This window comes from Planktophila warneckei (SeqCode), from assembly GCF_965234675.1.
GTDB classification, from domain to species: Bacteria; Actinomycetota; Actinomycetes; order Nanopelagicales; family Nanopelagicaceae; genus Planktophila; species Planktophila warneckei.
Genome location: NZ_OZ248350.1, coordinates 620,123 through 633,891 on the forward strand (window position 1 = coordinate 620,123; position 13,769 = coordinate 633,891).

General features: G+C 46.9%; 18 protein-coding genes. 15 read left to right on the top strand and 3 right to left on the bottom strand.

Features of this window, described 5'->3' with window-relative positions:
• Position 1: 1 nt before the first annotated feature.
• A complete protein-coding gene (locus tag AC8GFU_RS03250; protein WP_506627075.1) occupies positions 2 to 877 on the bottom strand; it encodes a COX15/CtaA family protein in 876 nt (291 codons plus the stop codon).
• Between the two features lie 81 nt (positions 878 to 958).
• Here AC8GFU_RS03250 and AC8GFU_RS03255 point away from each other — a divergent pair, with 81 nt between their 5' ends.
• From AC8GFU_RS03255 to AC8GFU_RS03295, 9 genes are read left to right on the top strand one after another with little or no spacing between them, the layout of a single operon-like run.
• Positions 959 to 1,630: a helix-turn-helix transcriptional regulator gene (locus AC8GFU_RS03255; RefSeq protein ID WP_506627076.1), complete on the top strand. Its 672-nt coding sequence runs from the start codon at positions 959 to 961 to the stop codon at positions 1,628 to 1,630.
• Positions 1,627 to 3,036, top strand: coding sequence for a Fe-S cluster assembly protein SufB (gene sufB, locus AC8GFU_RS03260; RefSeq protein WP_506627077.1), 1,410 nt, complete (start codon positions 1,627 to 1,629; stop codon positions 3,034 to 3,036). Before AC8GFU_RS03255 ends, sufB begins: the two co-directional genes overlap by 4 nt.
• The gene (gene sufD, locus AC8GFU_RS03265; protein ID WP_506627078.1) at positions 3,036 to 4,124 is read left to right on the top strand and encodes a Fe-S cluster assembly protein SufD; all 1,089 of its coding nucleotides are present in this window, start codon (positions 3,036 to 3,038) and stop codon (positions 4,122 to 4,124) included. The genes sufB and sufD overlap by 1 nt, the downstream gene beginning before the upstream one ends.
• Positions 4,117 to 4,413, top strand: a complete 297-nt coding sequence (locus AC8GFU_RS03270; protein WP_506627079.1) for a non-heme iron oxygenase ferredoxin subunit — start codon at positions 4,117 to 4,119, stop codon at positions 4,411 to 4,413. Before sufD ends, AC8GFU_RS03270 begins: the two co-directional genes overlap by 8 nt.
• Before the next feature lie 22 nt (positions 4,414 to 4,435).
• Positions 4,436 to 5,188: a Fe-S cluster assembly ATPase SufC gene (gene sufC, locus AC8GFU_RS03275; RefSeq protein ID WP_506627080.1), complete on the top strand. Its 753-nt coding sequence runs from the start codon at positions 4,436 to 4,438 to the stop codon at positions 5,186 to 5,188.
• A 6-nt stretch (positions 5,189 to 5,194) separates the two neighbouring features.
• Entirely contained in the window at positions 5,195 to 6,433 is a 1,239-nt protein-coding gene (locus AC8GFU_RS03280; RefSeq protein ID WP_506627081.1) for a cysteine desulfurase, read from the top strand.
• The gene (gene sufU / locus AC8GFU_RS03285) at positions 6,433 to 6,882 is read left to right on the top strand and encodes a Fe-S cluster assembly sulfur transfer protein SufU (protein ID WP_506627082.1); all 450 of its coding nucleotides are present in this window, start codon (positions 6,433 to 6,435) and stop codon (positions 6,880 to 6,882) included. The genes AC8GFU_RS03280 and sufU overlap by 1 nt, the downstream gene beginning before the upstream one ends.
• 2 nt (positions 6,883 to 6,884) lie before the next feature.
• A complete protein-coding gene (locus AC8GFU_RS03290; RefSeq protein ID WP_506627083.1) occupies positions 6,885 to 7,196 on the top strand; it encodes a metal-sulfur cluster assembly factor in 312 nt (103 codons plus the stop codon).
• Positions 7,197 to 7,198: 2 nt separating this feature from the next.
• A complete protein-coding gene (locus tag AC8GFU_RS03295) occupies positions 7,199 to 9,070 on the top strand; it encodes an ABC transporter ATP-binding protein (protein WP_506627084.1) in 1,872 nt (623 codons plus the stop codon).
• On the opposite strand, the gene AC8GFU_RS03300 is transcribed toward AC8GFU_RS03295, so the two are convergent.
• Together AC8GFU_RS03300 and AC8GFU_RS03305 are read right to left on the bottom strand one after the other, a co-directional pair.
• Entirely contained in the window at positions 9,050 to 9,754 is a 705-nt protein-coding gene (locus tag AC8GFU_RS03300; RefSeq protein ID WP_506627085.1) for an SURF1 family protein, read from the bottom strand. The two genes, AC8GFU_RS03295 and AC8GFU_RS03300, sit on opposite strands and share 21 nt — an antisense overlap.
• A gap of 2 nt (positions 9,755 to 9,756) precedes the next feature.
• Positions 9,757 to 10,029: a DUF3099 domain-containing protein gene (locus AC8GFU_RS03305; protein ID WP_506627086.1), complete on the bottom strand. Its 273-nt coding sequence runs from the start codon at positions 10,027 to 10,029 to the stop codon at positions 9,757 to 9,759.
• A gap of 73 nt (positions 10,030 to 10,102) precedes the next feature.
• On the opposite strand from AC8GFU_RS03305, the gene fabG reads away from it, so the two are divergent.
• The 6 genes from fabG (at position 10,103) to AC8GFU_RS03335 (ending at position 13,756) form a co-directional block, all read left to right on the top strand.
• A complete protein-coding gene (fabG, locus tag AC8GFU_RS03310; protein WP_506627087.1) occupies positions 10,103 to 10,807 on the top strand; it encodes a 3-oxoacyl-ACP reductase FabG in 705 nt (234 codons plus the stop codon).
• Complete coding sequence (fabI, locus tag AC8GFU_RS03315) at positions 10,808 to 11,578, top strand: enoyl-ACP reductase FabI (protein ID WP_506627088.1); 771 nt, start codon at positions 10,808 to 10,810, stop codon at positions 11,576 to 11,578. It begins immediately after the preceding gene.
• A 159-nt stretch (positions 11,579 to 11,737) separates the two neighbouring features.
• Complete coding sequence (gene infC / locus AC8GFU_RS03320; RefSeq protein ID WP_506627089.1) at positions 11,738 to 12,382, top strand: translation initiation factor IF-3; 645 nt, start codon at positions 11,738 to 11,740, stop codon at positions 12,380 to 12,382.
• A gap of 12 nt (positions 12,383 to 12,394) precedes the next feature.
• A complete protein-coding gene (gene rpmI / locus AC8GFU_RS03325; protein WP_029018543.1) occupies positions 12,395 to 12,592 on the top strand; it encodes a 50S ribosomal protein L35 in 198 nt (65 codons plus the stop codon).
• 12 nt (positions 12,593 to 12,604) lie between these two features.
• Positions 12,605 to 12,964: a 50S ribosomal protein L20 gene (rplT, locus tag AC8GFU_RS03330; RefSeq protein ID WP_506627090.1), complete on the top strand. Its 360-nt coding sequence runs from the start codon at positions 12,605 to 12,607 to the stop codon at positions 12,962 to 12,964.
• 9 nt (positions 12,965 to 12,973) lie between these two features.
• Positions 12,974 to 13,756: a TrmH family RNA methyltransferase gene (locus AC8GFU_RS03335; RefSeq protein ID WP_506627091.1), complete on the top strand. Its 783-nt coding sequence runs from the start codon at positions 12,974 to 12,976 to the stop codon at positions 13,754 to 13,756.
• The last annotated feature ends 13 nt before the right edge of the window (positions 13,757 to 13,769 follow it).

The following is a 13,769-nucleotide window of genomic DNA, read 5'->3' on the forward strand; positions in this document are numbered from 1 at the left end:
TTTATCCATTCCGTGTGATGACTGACAGTCGGATGCGCCACGATGCGATCCAAACCAATGTAGCTCCCAATAAATGGGCTGCAACTAAAATTTCTGGAATACCTGTGAAGTATTGAATGTAACCAACTCCGCCTTGTGCCAAAGCAACTACTGCAAAAACTTTTAGCACTCTCTTTGTTCGCTCACTCGTACCTTGTGCAACGTAAAAAGCAACGGTGATCCCAAGCAGGAAAATAACCGCGTCAGCATGAATCCACGCCACGGTTCGAATATCAAAACCAAATCTCTTAGCTTGAAGATCTCCAGCATGTGGTCCAGATCCCGTCACCAATGTTCCAAGCACGATGACAATAAAAGAGGTAACAATATGAGTAATTGAAATCTTCGATGTAAGTGATGGTGCCTTTACAAAGGTGGCAGGTGAATGTCTACGTGAATGAAGTGATGTTGCTCCGGCGATCAGAATTATTGAAAGCAACAAATGTCCCGCTACAGGGATTGGATTCAAATCAGTCAGTACGGTGATTCCACCCAAGACTCCTTGGCCAAAGATTCCAAAGAACTGTCCGGCTGCAAGTAATCGTAAATCTTTTCGACCGGCACGTAAGACTGCAATTAAGACCGCGATTGCTGCAAAGACCAAAACAAAGGTCAGCAATCTGTTTCCGAACTCGATCCATGCGTGAAGCTGACCCTCTGCTTGATGGGGAACAGGGGTGTACGAACCGGGTGTGCATTCAGGCCAGGTAGGGCAACCAAGCCCAGATCCCGTTAAGCGAACCGCCCCGCCTGTTACTACCAAGGCGGCCTGTAGAAAGAGTAGTAAACCGGATGCGGGGGCCAAGACCCGAGTAGCTAGGCGCACGGTTCGGGACATGGCCTAAGCCTATGACCCCGACAGGCGGGTGGCTCCCGAGTGGCTGAACGTGTCGAATTACGACACAATACTGTTGTGAAAATGACAGGAGCCAACCCAGCTGGCGATGATGCCCGCACGAGGGATCTGGTTGCCCGCTCCATTCTCGAAAATGGTCCATCAACAGCAGCTGTCCTGGGGGAGCGTTTAGGCCTTACCCCTGCAGGAATCCGTCGCCACCTAGATCTTCTGGTTAATGATGGCGTTCTTGAAGCACGCGATCCTCGCGCATCCTCAATTCGCGGTCGCGGTCGACCATCCAAAGTTTTTGTTATGTCAGATCAGGGTCGCGAAAAGTTTGAGCATTCATACGATGACTTAGCGGTTGCCGCTCTTAAATTTATGTCAGCACAATCTGGCGAGCATCTGGTTAATGCCTTTGCTCAATCACGCGCAGATGACATCGAAAGAAAGGCTGCAGTTGCAATTGCAAAGCGCTCGCACAAAGTTGATGCGCTCGCAGCCTTCTTAACCGATCAAGGGTATGCGGCAAGCGCTCATGAAAAGCCAATGGGCGCAGAACTGTGCCAGCATCACTGTCCAATTGCACACGTTGCAGCTGAATTTCCCCAACTATGTGAAGCAGAAACAGAAGCGTTATCAAAACTTCTGGGAACACATGTTCAACGTTTAGCAACCATCGCTCATGGTGATGGTGTTTGTACGACATTTATACCTCAGGCGCAAACAAACAATGGAAAGGTCCGTGCATGACTACAGCACATCCAGAGCTCGATGGACTAGGCAACTACGAATACGGTTGGTCAGATAAAAGCACGATTGGCGATAACGCTAAGCGTGGTCTCAATGAGGATGTTGTTCGCGACATCTCATCAAAGAAATCTGAACCACAGTGGATGCTAGACCTTCGCCTAAAAGGCTTGTCTTTGTTTGATAAGAAGCCAATGCCTAACTGGGGATCAGATCTTTCAGGAATTTTCTTTGACACAATCAAGTACTTCGTTCGCTCAACAGAAAAGCAAGCGACAACATGGGATGACCTTCCTGATGAAATTAAGAACACCTACGATCGTTTAGGTATTCCAGAGGCTGAGAAGCAGCGCTTAGTTTCAGGTGTTGCAGCACAGTACGAGTCAGAGGTTGTGTACCACTCAATTCGCGAAGACCTAGAAGCACAAGGTGTAATTTTCCTTGATACAGATAGCGCGCTGAAGCAGCACCCTGAACTATTCAAGGAGTACTTCGGAACAGTTATTCCTGTTGGAGATAACAAGTTCGCAGCGCTCAACACAGCTGTATGGTCTGGTGGTTCATTTATCTATGTACCAAAGGGTGTTCACGTTGATATTCCTTTGCAGGCGTATTTCCGTATTAACACTGAAAACATGGGTCAGTTTGAACGTACATTGATTATTGCTGATGAGGATTCATACATTCACTACGTTGAAGGATGTACTGCACCTATTTACAAGTCAGATTCACTTCACTCAGCAGTTGTAGAAATTATTGTAAAGAAGGGTGCACGCGTTCGTTACACCACAATTCAAAACTGGTCTAACAATGTGTACAACTTGGTTACAAAGCGTGCAACATGTGCTGAAGGTGCAACCATGGAATGGGTTGATGGAAACATCGGTTCAAAGGTAACCATGAAGTACCCAGCAATTTTCTTGATGGGACCACATGCAAAGGGCGAGACCTTGTCACTTGCATTTGCGGGAGAAGGTCAGCATCAGGATTCTGGAGCGAAGATGGTTCACGCAGCTCCTTACACATCATCATCTGTTATTTCTAAATCAGTTGCACGTGGCGGAGGACGTACCTCATACCGCGGTCTGGTTCAGGTTCAAGAAGGTGCACACCACTCTGCAAGCACAGTTAAGTGTGATGCTTTGTTGGTTGACACAATTTCTCGTTCTGACACATATCCATATGTAGATATCCGTGAAGATGATGTCTCTATGGGTCACGAAGCAACAGTTTCAAAGGTAAGCGATGATCAGTTGTTCTACCTGATGTCTCGCGGCCTTAATGAAGATGAAGCTATGGCGATGATCGTCCGTGGATTTATCGAGCCAATCGCTCGTGAACTTCCAATGGAATACGCACTTGAGCTCAATCGTCTTATTGAACTTCAGATGGAAGGTGCTGTCGGTTAATGTCAGTTTTAACTACTAATTACTTAACACCAACTGGTCGTGAAGAGGCCTGGCGCTTTACACCGCTCAAGCGCCTTCGCGGATTACATGATGGTGTGGCGGTTCAATCTGATCGCCAATCACTTATTTCAAAGGGCACACTCCCTACGGGCGTGAGCTTTACCCGTGAAAATCTAGAACCTCTTGCTGCATCTGATGATGTAATCATCGAGCGCATCAGAGGAGCGGCAACATCTGTTGCACATCTAGCGATCGCTGCAAATACTGAAGTTTCAGAGCCAATCTTCTTGGGACGTTCTGCAGGAGCTTTAGACACAGCAGAGTTTTCACGCGTCCGCATCACTCTAGGAACGCACGCAGTTGCAACGGTAATTGTTGAAAATACAACAGATACCGTTCTTGCAGAAGACCTAGAGATCAACTTAGCGCCGGGTTCAAACTTAAAGTTTGTAACCTTGCAAGAGTTTGAATCTCAATCTGTCTACACCGCTCGTCACCATGCAGTGGTTGATAAGGATGCAACATTTAAGTCAGTGACTGTCACGGTTGGAGGAGATGTAGTTCGAATTCTTCCAACAGTTGAGTTCACAGCACCTGGTGGATCAGTAGATCTTCTTGGTGTGTACTTTGCAACCGCGGGTCAGTTCTTTGAGCATCGCATGCATGTTGATCATGCTGTACCAAATGCAAAGTCAAATGTGAATTACAAGGGCGCACTAGCGGGCAAGGATGCACACACTGTTTGGATTGGTGATGTTCTTATTCGCGCAGCGGCTGAAGGAACCGATACTTACGAGCTCAATCGCAATCTCTTGCTCAGCGATGGTGCTCGTGCAGATTCTGTTCCAAACCTTGAAATCGAAACTGGCGAAATTGTTGGCGCAGGCCATGCAAGTACTACTGGCCGATTTGATGATGAGCAGTTGTTCTACTTAATGTCACGCGGTATCGATATGGCTGATGCACGTCGCTTGGTAGTTCGTGGTTTCTTTAATGAAATCGTTTCCGAGATCGGTAATGAAGAGGTTCAAAACCGAATCATGGATCGCATCGATGCAGAACTTGAAAAGGCGGCTCACAATGGCTGATCTTGCATTTGATCAAATTGTTGAAGGAAAGCCGGTAAAGATTGAAAAAGCCGGCAAAACGATCTGCGTCGCACGTGTAGGCCAAGAGGTTTTTGCCATTGCAGATACCTGCACTCACTCAGATGCGTCATTGTCTGAAGGAGATGTCACTGGTTTCAAGATTGAATGCTGGCTTCATGGAGCTGAGTTTGATCTACGCACAGGGGAGGCCTTAACCCTTCCAGCAAATATTCCACTTGAAACATATGCGGTATCAATCGACGGAAACGCCGTCACGGTAGAGATTTAGTAACGAGAGAAGAGAGAAAACAATGAGCACACTAGAAATCCGCAACCTGCAGGTATCAGTAGATACAGATAACGGAACGGTCGACATCCTTAAGGGCGTAGATCTAACAATCAACTCAGGTGAAACTCACGCAATCATGGGGCCTAACGGTTCAGGTAAATCAACTCTTGCTTACTCAATCGCAGGACACCCTAAGTACACAATCACTGGTGGCTCTGTAACTCTTGATGGTGCAGATGTTTTGGAGATGACAGTTGATGAACGCGCAAAAGCTGGCTTGTTCTTAGCGATGCAGTACCCAGTAGAGGTTCCAGGAGTATCAGTTTCAAACTTCCTGCGCACAGCAGCGACAGCACTACGTGGAGAGGCTCCAAAGCTTCGCACATGGGTTGGCGAAGTTAAGGAAGCCATGGAAGCACTCAACATGGATCCATCTTTTGCTACTCGTAACGTCAATGAAGGTTTTTCTGGTGGAGAAAAGAAGCGCCACGAAATCATGCAGCTTGAACTATTGAAGCCAAAGATGGCAATCCTCGACGAGACTGATTCAGGTCTTGATGTGGATGCGCTGCGCATTGTTTCTGAAGGTGTTGTTCGTGCGAAGGCTGCAAACAACCTCGGCGTGCTACTTATTACCCACTACACACGCATCCTTCGTTACATCCAACCTGACTTTGTGCATGTATTTGCAAATGGTCGCGTTGTTGAACAAGGTGGACCAGAGCTAGCTGAGAAGCTTGAAGCAAATGGTTACGCAGATTATGTGAGCAAGTAAGAACTTATGTCCTTTAACGTTGCGAAGGTACGTCAAGATTTCCCAATCTTTGAACGTACTATTCGCGACGGTAAAAAACTTGTTTACTTAGATAGCGGTGCAACTAGTCAGAAGCCACTGTCAGTCATTGATGCCGAGAGTGATTTCTACAAGTTTCACAACGCAGCGGTGCATCGTGGCGCTCATCAACTTGCAGAAGAAGCAACAGATGCCTTCGAAGGAGCTCGTTTAAAGGTAGCCAACTTTATTGGTGCTCATGAAGATCAAATAGTGTTTACAAAGAGCGCAACTGAATCACTTAACTTAGTTGCGTACGCAATGGGTAATGCTGAACCAGGGACTCGCTTTGCACTGACATCTAAAGATCGCATCGTCGTATCCGAGATGGAACATCACGCCAATTTAATTCCATGGCAACAGTTAGCGGCTCGAACTGGAGCTCAACTTTCATGGTTTGAGGTAACGCCAGAAGGTCGTTTAGATCTATCCAATATCAACTCTGTCATTACTGAAGATACAAAGGTTGTTGCGCTCACTCATCAATCAAATGTTTTGGGAACAATTAATCCACTAGAGGCAATTGTTGCTCGTGCACATGAAGTCGGTGCAGTTGTTGTACTTGATGCCTGTCAATCAGTTCCACATATGCCAGTAGATGTAAAAATGCTAGGCGTAGATTTCTTAGCTTTCTCTGGCCACAAAGCCGTAGGTCCAACCGGTGTAGGCGTTCTATGGAGTTCATTGCTCAACGAGCTGCCACCATTTCTTTATGGCGGATCGATGATTGAAACTGTAACGATGACAACTGCAACGTGGGCACCTGCGCCTCGTAAATTTGAAGCAGGCGTTCCCAACATGGCTCAAGCCGTTGGGCTTGGTGCCGCGATTGATTACCTAACAGGTATTGGTATGCAAGCGATTCATGATCATGAAATTGAATTGACGGGATATTTGCTGAACAAGTTATTAGCTGTTCCTGATCTGAAGGTAGTAGGACCAACAAATACACAGTCACGCGGTGGTTCAGTTTCCTTCACCGTTGGCGATATTCATCCACATGATTTAGGTCAGTTCCTCGATAGCCAAGGTGTTGCAGTGCGTACTGGACATCATTGTGCTTGGCCGTTGACACGCAAACTCGGCGTACCTGCTACAACTCGAGCTTCTCTATATCTATACAACGATGAATCAGATTGCGATGCATTATTTGATGCAATCCTTGGCGCACAGAAATACTTTGCATAATGGAACTAGATAGCCTTTATCAAGAGGTGATCCTGGATCACTACAAACATCCCTTAAATAAGGGTTTGTCAGAAAATTATGGCGCTCAGGTCCACCATGTAAATCCAAGCTGCGGCGATGAGATCACTCTCAATGTAACTGCAACTAATGGAAAGATTTCAGCAATTACCTGGGATGGAGTTGGTTGCTCGATTTCTCAGGCGAGTGTTTCAATTGCAAGTGATTTGTTGGTTAACAAGAGCTTTGCCGAAGCTGATGCAATTCTTAATGAGTTCACCGAACTTATGCAGAGCAAGGGCACTAAAGAAGGTAACCCAGATGTTCTGGAGGATGCCGTAGCGCTTGCTGGGGTTTCTAAGTTCCCAGCACGTATTAAATGCGCATTACTAGGGTGGATGGCGTTCAAGGATGCAGCGGTTAGAATTAACACCACAACAGGGGGAGAGTAACAATGGCAACTAGCGTTGATGATGTAACTGAGGCGATGAAGGATGTGGTTGATCCTGAACTTGGTATCAATGTTGTAGACCTAGGACTTATCTACGATGTCATGGTTGATGAAGCAAACATTGCAATTCTCAATATGACACTTACCTCTGCTGCTTGCCCATTGCAAGATGTAATCGAGGATCAGACACGTGCCGCACTAGCTGGCATGACAACTGATGTAAAAATTAACTGGGTGTGGATGCCGCCTTGGGGTCCAGACAAGATCACTGATGATGGAAGAGAACAGCTCCGCGCTCTAGGCTTCACCGTTTAATTATGTCAATGCATGCAGCGTGGATGACCCACCGCTCAATGACAGCAGATCCTTCAGTGAAGGAACAGAAGTTAAAGCCAGGGACTGTTAAGCGCATCTTTAAGTTTGCGCAGCCATATCGCATCAACATCTTCATTTTCTTAGCAACAGTTGTTGTCGATGCTGCTTTAGTGGTTGCAACACCTTTGCTTTTGAAGCGCCTTATCGATGATGGTGTAATTCCAAAGGATGGTGCGGTTGTAACCAGACTTGCACTCTTAGTAGGCCTGCTTGCTATCGCCGATGCTGGTTTCAACATGCTGGGCCGTTATTTTTCTTCACGTATCGGCGAAGGACTCATTTACGATCTGCGTTCCTTAGTTTTTGCGCATGTACAAAAGCAGTCGATTGCATTCTTTACCCGCACTCAAACAGGTGCCTTAATCTCAAGAATTAACTCAGATGTCATTGGCGCACAACAAGCTTTTACTGCAACCCTTTCAGGTGTTGTCAGCAATGTGGTCAGTTTGGTTTTAGTAGGCGCAACAATGTTGATTTTGTCCTGGCAGATCACTATCTTTTCCCTGCTGCTTTTACCGGTTTTCTTAATCCCGACTAAATGGGTTGGCCGCAGATTGCAGGCGCTAACTCGCGAGTCATTTAACGTTAACGCCGAGATGTCGAGCACTATGACTGAGCGCTTCAACGTTTCAGGCGCAATGTTGGTTGCTCTGTATGGTGAACCAGATCGCGAACGTGAGTACTTCAGAAGTCGAGCACGTCGCGTTGCTGATATCGGAATCAAGATGGCCATGCTCAACCGCTTGTTCTTTATTGCACTTACAAGCGTGGCAGCTGTTGCAACTGCATTTGCCTACGGAATCGGTGGCCATTTAGCAATTAGCGGGGGAGTAACCGTTGGAACCCTTCTTGCAATTACCGCTCTATTAGCTCGTTTGTATGGGCCATTAACGGCGTTATCAAATGTGCGTATCGATGTCATGACATCACTTGTTTCCTTTGAACGCGTCTTTGAAGTCTTAGATCTTGAACCAATGGTCAAAAACCGCGAGAACGCAATCGAGTTGAAAACAAAAGAACCCCGCATCGAATTTAACAATGTAGATTTTTCATATCCGCGTGCTGAGGAAATTTCTTTGGCATCTCTTGAATCGGCAGCAAAGGCTGAAACAGTGCAAAGCGGTCAGGTGCTTCGTAACCTTTCATTTATCGCTGAACCTGGCACCATGACCGCACTTGTTGGTCCATCAGGTGCTGGTAAGACAACGATCAGCGCACTGTTGCCCCGTCTTTATGATGTAACAGAAGGTGCGATCACAATCGATGGTCACGACATTCGCGATCTAACCCTCGAATCATTGCGTGATTCAATCGGTGTAGTTATGCAAGATGCACATTTATTCCATGAATCAATTGCGGAAAATCTTCGCTATGCAAAGCAGGATGCAACGCTTGAAGAAATGAAGGCCGCTTGTGAGGCTGCGCAAATTTGGAATCTCATTGAATCCTTGCCGAATGGTTTGGACACAATGGTGGGAGAGCGTGGACACAGACTTTCAGGCGGAGAAAAACAGCGTCTGGCCATTGCGCGCTTACTGTTGAAATCACCTGCGGTAGTTATTTTGGATGAGGCAACAGCCCACTTAGATTCAGAGAATGAACAGTTAGTTCATGCCGCCTTGCAAACTGCGCTTAAGGGAAGAACTAGCATTGTTATTGCTCACCGCTTAAGCACTGTGCGTGATGCTGACCAGATTCTTGTGCTTGAAAAGGGTTCCATCGTTGAGCGCGGAACACACGATGAACTTGTAGCTAAGGGTGGCTTGTACTCCGAGCTATACAACCGTCAGGATTTAACGGGTGCGGCGAATTAAAATTCGTCCGTAGATAACTAGGCCGCCAAAAAAGATCCACTGCAAGGCGTAAGCCATATGTGGCCCATCGCTGAGTTCCGGAAGCTGCGCAGTAACTGCAGGTGTTAATTCTGCCTCAGACCCAGACAAAAGATCTATGTAAAACTTTTCAGTATTTAACTGCGATTGCGCATTGAGTTCAGATACCAAGCCCTGTCCCTTGCCCGGCAAGGCAAAGAAAGAACCTCGCGGCAAGGAAGAATCTAAACGTAGACGTCCTGTGATACTTACTTGATTATCGGGTACCGGAGTAACAACAGGTGCTGTTGTCGCGGTTGCACCTGCTTGCACCCAACCGCGATCAACCCAAAAGTTACGGGAATCATCTGATGTAAAAAGAGTTAAGACTTCGTACCCGTATTTACCTTCGTTGTATCTATTGCGTAAAAGAATTTGTTTGTTTGAATCAAAGCGCCCTGTTGCTGTGATCGTTTGCCATTCATAGTCGGCAAGTTCACCTTCAACCTTTGCTAACGCTAGGGGTGTTTTTGCTATTCGTTCTTCAATAACTGTGTTGCGTGCATGTCGATCAACCCCACGGTGATACTGCCACTGAGCAGCCCACGCACACAGAATTATGAGAAGTAAGGCTAAAAATGACTTAAAGAAAGCCCACGGCTCTTTTACTTTAATTTCAGAAGACATTATTAATTAAGTTCAAGCGGCTTATCTTCTACAACATCAGCACCGCGGGTAACGGTTTCGCGTCCTGCATTTGCGATCACAACAGCAAAGTACGGCAATGTGACCGCACCTAGAAGAGCAAACCAGCGGAATGGGCTGGGCAAAATAACTGTCAGGATGAAGCACGCGGTACGGATCATCATCGAAATGAAGTATCGCTTCTGGCGGCCAGCTTGATCACGTGTCAACGCCTTTGGAGCGTTGGTAATGTCGAAAATCTTCTTTTCTTTGGCCATGTACGCAAGCGTAGTGCTCGGCGCGCACCTTCGCTTCTTTTGTTTACTCAAAGGTAGCCAGTAGGTTTTGAACATGAGTTCAATCGCCCTGGTAACAGGTGGAAATCGCGGAATTGGTTTAGCGATCGCTCAATCCCTCAAAGCTGCTGGCCATGATGTCGTTGTGACCTACCGCAGCGGCAATGCACCTGATGGATTCAAAGCGGTTCAGATGGATGTCACCAGTACTGAAAGTGTTGATGCGGGATTTACCTCAATTGAAGAACAATGGGGATCTCCTGAAATCATCGTTGCTAATGCGGGCATCACAAAGGATGGCCTTGTCATGCGAATGAGCGATGAGGATTTTGAATCAGTTATTGATGCAAACTTAACGGGCGCCTTCCGAGTTGCTCGCCGGGCAACTAAGGGTTTGCTGAAGTTAAAGCGCGGACGTCTTATTTTTGTCGGATCTGTAGTTGGCGCACTTGGCTCAGCTGGCCAGGTCAATTACTCATCATCTAAATCAGGTCTAGTTGGAATGGCTCGTTCCTTTGCGCGAGAACTTGGTAGTCGCGGAATCACAGCAAATGTGATCGCACCCGGATTTGTTGAAACAGATATGACAGCAACCCTTGATGAAAAACGCCGAACAGAGATCGCAGGATCAGTTCCACTTGGTCGCTTCTGTTCAGCTGAAGAGATTGCAGATGTCGTCACCTTTATTGCATCACCACAAGCAAGTTACATCTCTGGAGCATTGATTCCAGTTGATGGCGGATTAGGAATGGGACACTAAATGGGAATCCTCGAAGGTAAAAAGATCCTTGTAACAGGAGTACTTACCGATGCCTCAATTGCATTTCACATTGCTCGACTTGCACAGGAACAAGGCGGCGAGGTCATCCTTTCTGGATTTGGCCGTGGACTTTCCTTAACAAATCGAATTTCTGGTCGTCTTCCAAAGCCATGCCCAGTAATTGAACTTGATGTAACTAGCGAAGCAGATCTTGCATCACTTGAATCACGAGTACGTGAACACTTTCCTGAAGGTTTAGATGGCGTTGTTCACTCAATTGGATTTGCTCCAGAAGCAGCACTTGGTGGAAACTTCTTAAACACTCAGTGGGAAGATGTTTCAACAGCGGTTCAGGTATCTGCATTTTCCTTGAAATCATTAACGATGGCTGCTCGCCCACTATTTAACGGCGGGGGATCAGTGGTTGGTTTGGATTTTGATGGTCAAGTCGCATGGCCAAAGTACGACTGGATGGGTGTTGCTAAGGCAGCACTTGAAGCAACCTCTCGTTACCTTGCACGTGATTTGGGCGCGGAAAATATTCGCATTAACTTGGTAGCAGCGGGTCCAATTCGCACTATCGCTGCAAAGTCGATTCCAGATTTTGAACGTTTCGAACATCTATGGGATGAGCGTTCACCTATGAAGTGGGATGTAAATGATCCAGTGCCAGCCGCTCAAGCTGCGGTCGCACTGCTCTCAGATTGGTTCCCTAAGACGACCGCTGAAATCATTCACGTCGATGGCGGCTTCCACGCCATGGGTGGCTAAGCGGGCGTTCACGCTCGATTTCACCTTTTTACCCCTATGCGGGTAATCTTTGCCCCAGACCAGTGGCGTAACAGTCACTGCAAGAGGAGTTACCGCTCCCACCTTCATCGCCACTAGTGCGGGCTGGTTTGTCGGATAAGAGAAGTATTTCTCTTGCCCTTGCGGTTTTCTTTTGCAGCGCTGTCACACCAAAGCGTTAACGAACCGAAGGAGCTCAAAGTCACCACTGAACCGCGCATCAACGATCGAATTCGCACACCCGAAATTCGTTTGATCGGTTATACCGGCGAACAAGTGGGAGTTGTAGATATCGATACAGCGCTCAAGATGGCAGATGAAGTTGGTCTCGACCTAGTCGAAATCGCACCAGATGCTAATCCACCCGTTTGCAAGATCATGGACTTCGGAAAGTACAAGTACGAAGTTGCACAGAAGGCACGGGAAGCGCGTCAAAACCAGACCCACATTGTGGTGAAGGAAGTGCGACTAACACCCAAGATTGAAAACCATGATTACGAAACAAAGCGTTCTCAGGTTGAAAAGTTTCTTAAGGGTGGCGACAAGGTCAAGGTAACCATGAAGTTCCGCGGACGCGAACAAACGCGACCTGAGTTGGGATACAAGATGTTGCAACGTCTTGCAGAAGATATTGCAGAAGTTGGTTTCGTCGAATTTGCTCCAAAGCAAGAGGGACGAAACATGACCATGGTTCTTGGTCCAACTAAGAAGAAGACAGAAGCAGTTGCAGAAGCAAAGGCAGCACGCAAGGCGAAAGCTGAAGCTGCTGCAGAGACAACGGAGTAAGGGAGCATAACCATGCCAAAGATGAAAACACACAGCGGTGCGAAGAAGACTTTTCGCATCACCGGTTCTGGAAAGGTTATGCACGAGCGCGCAGGAAAGCGCCACTTGCTCGAGCGTAAATCTTCACGAGTAACACGTCGTTTATCGACAGAGTCAGCTGCAAAGCCAACTGTCGCAGTCACAGCCAAGCGCATGCTTGGGTTGAAGTAAGGAGCGGGTTAAATGAGAGTAAAGCGCGGAGTCCACGCAGCTAAGAAGCGTCGTACAACTCTTGAACGTGCCAGCGGTTACCGCGGACAACGTTCACGTCTTTTCACAAAGGCGAAAGAGCAAGTTACGCACTCAATGGTTTATGCATTTAATGACCGTAAAGATAAGAAGGGCGATTTCCGTCGCCTATGGATCCAGCGTATTAACGCTGGTTGCCGCGAACATGGTCTTACATACAACCGTTTCATCCAGGGCCTAAAAGCTTCAGGTGTAGAGGTTGATCGTCGCGTTCTTTCAGAGCTAGCGACTAATGATCCTGCAACATTCAAGACTCTTGTGGATGTTGCTCGCAAGACTCTTGCATCACTCTAAGTTCCAATAATGATTGAGAGCCTTAACTCGCCACATGTTGCGCGAGTTAAGGCTCTTATTGGTTCTCGGGGAGTAAAGGAAAGAAAGAGCACTGGGCAGTTCGTTGCAGAAGGAATGCAATGCGCCCGCGAAGCACTTGTTGCACAAAGTGGTCCTCAGATCGAAACTTTGTATCTGACGACGAATGGCCGACTTAAGGTAGAAGAGATTGCAGATCTCACACAATTCAATGTTGTAGATGTAAGTGATGAAGTCATGAAGGAAATGTCAGAAACCATCACTCCACAAGGCATATTGGCAATCTGCACTATTCCTACAACAGATTTGAAATCGATCTCATTAAATGGTTCACGTCAATTTATTTATCTTTCCGAAGTTCAGGATCCAGGTAACGCCGGAACAATTCTGAGATCAGCTGATGCATTTGCAATGGATGCTGTTCTTACATCTCCTGGAAGCGTTGATATGTTTTCACCAAAGGTAGTTCGCAGCACCGCTGGATCCTTGTGGCACATTCCTGTTTTTGAATCGATACCGTTGGAAGAGCTAATTAATCTCGGAGTAAAACCATTTTCACTTGGCGCTTCGGGCTCACATTCATTAAATGAATTTCAGCCAACGGGGGACATCGCAGCAGTATTTGGCAATGAAGCGCGAGGCCTATCAACGGCGCAGCAGGTGGATTCAATTGAAGCGGTAAGCATTCCGATGCCAGGCAATGCTGAAAGTCTTAATCTTTCTGCAGCAGCCTCGATTGTTATGTATCACCTATCAAATATGCCGCGTAAATAAAGCACTTCCCGAT

Coding starts and splice junctions, on each gene's coding strand:
- AC8GFU_RS03290 (WP_506627083.1), top strand. CDS start 6,885: ATGGCAACTAGCGTTGATGATGTAACTGAGGCGATGAAGGATGTGGTT.
- sufD (WP_506627078.1), top strand. CDS start 3,036: ATGTCAGTTTTAACTACTAATTACTTAACACCAACTGGTCGTGAAGAG.
- AC8GFU_RS03335 (WP_506627091.1), top strand. CDS start 12,974: ATGATTGAGAGCCTTAACTCGCCACATGTTGCGCGAGTTAAGGCTCTT.
- AC8GFU_RS03300 (WP_506627085.1), bottom strand. CDS start 9,754: ATGTCTTCTGAAATTAAAGTAAAAGAGCCGTGGGCTTTCTTTAAGTCA.
- sufC (WP_506627080.1), top strand. CDS start 4,436: ATGAGCACACTAGAAATCCGCAACCTGCAGGTATCAGTAGATACAGAT.
- AC8GFU_RS03270 (WP_506627079.1), top strand. CDS start 4,117: ATGGCTGATCTTGCATTTGATCAAATTGTTGAAGGAAAGCCGGTAAAG.
- fabG (WP_506627087.1), top strand. CDS start 10,103: ATGAGTTCAATCGCCCTGGTAACAGGTGGAAATCGCGGAATTGGTTTA.
- fabI (WP_506627088.1), top strand. CDS start 10,808: ATGGGAATCCTCGAAGGTAAAAAGATCCTTGTAACAGGAGTACTTACC.
- AC8GFU_RS03305 (WP_506627086.1), bottom strand. CDS start 10,029: ATGGCCAAAGAAAAGAAGATTTTCGACATTACCAACGCTCCAAAGGCG.
- AC8GFU_RS03255 (WP_506627076.1), top strand. CDS start 959: ATGACAGGAGCCAACCCAGCTGGCGATGATGCCCGCACGAGGGATCTG.
- AC8GFU_RS03280 (WP_506627081.1), top strand. CDS start 5,195: ATGTCCTTTAACGTTGCGAAGGTACGTCAAGATTTCCCAATCTTTGAA.
- rpmI (WP_029018543.1), top strand. CDS start 12,395: ATGCCAAAGATGAAAACACACAGCGGTGCGAAGAAGACTTTTCGCATC.
- rplT (WP_506627090.1), top strand. CDS start 12,605: ATGAGAGTAAAGCGCGGAGTCCACGCAGCTAAGAAGCGTCGTACAACT.
- sufU (WP_506627082.1), top strand. CDS start 6,433: ATGGAACTAGATAGCCTTTATCAAGAGGTGATCCTGGATCACTACAAA.
- sufB (WP_506627077.1), top strand. CDS start 1,627: ATGACTACAGCACATCCAGAGCTCGATGGACTAGGCAACTACGAATAC.
- AC8GFU_RS03250 (WP_506627075.1), bottom strand. CDS start 877: ATGTCCCGAACCGTGCGCCTAGCTACTCGGGTCTTGGCCCCCGCATCC.
- AC8GFU_RS03295 (WP_506627084.1), top strand. CDS start 7,199: ATGTCAATGCATGCAGCGTGGATGACCCACCGCTCAATGACAGCAGAT.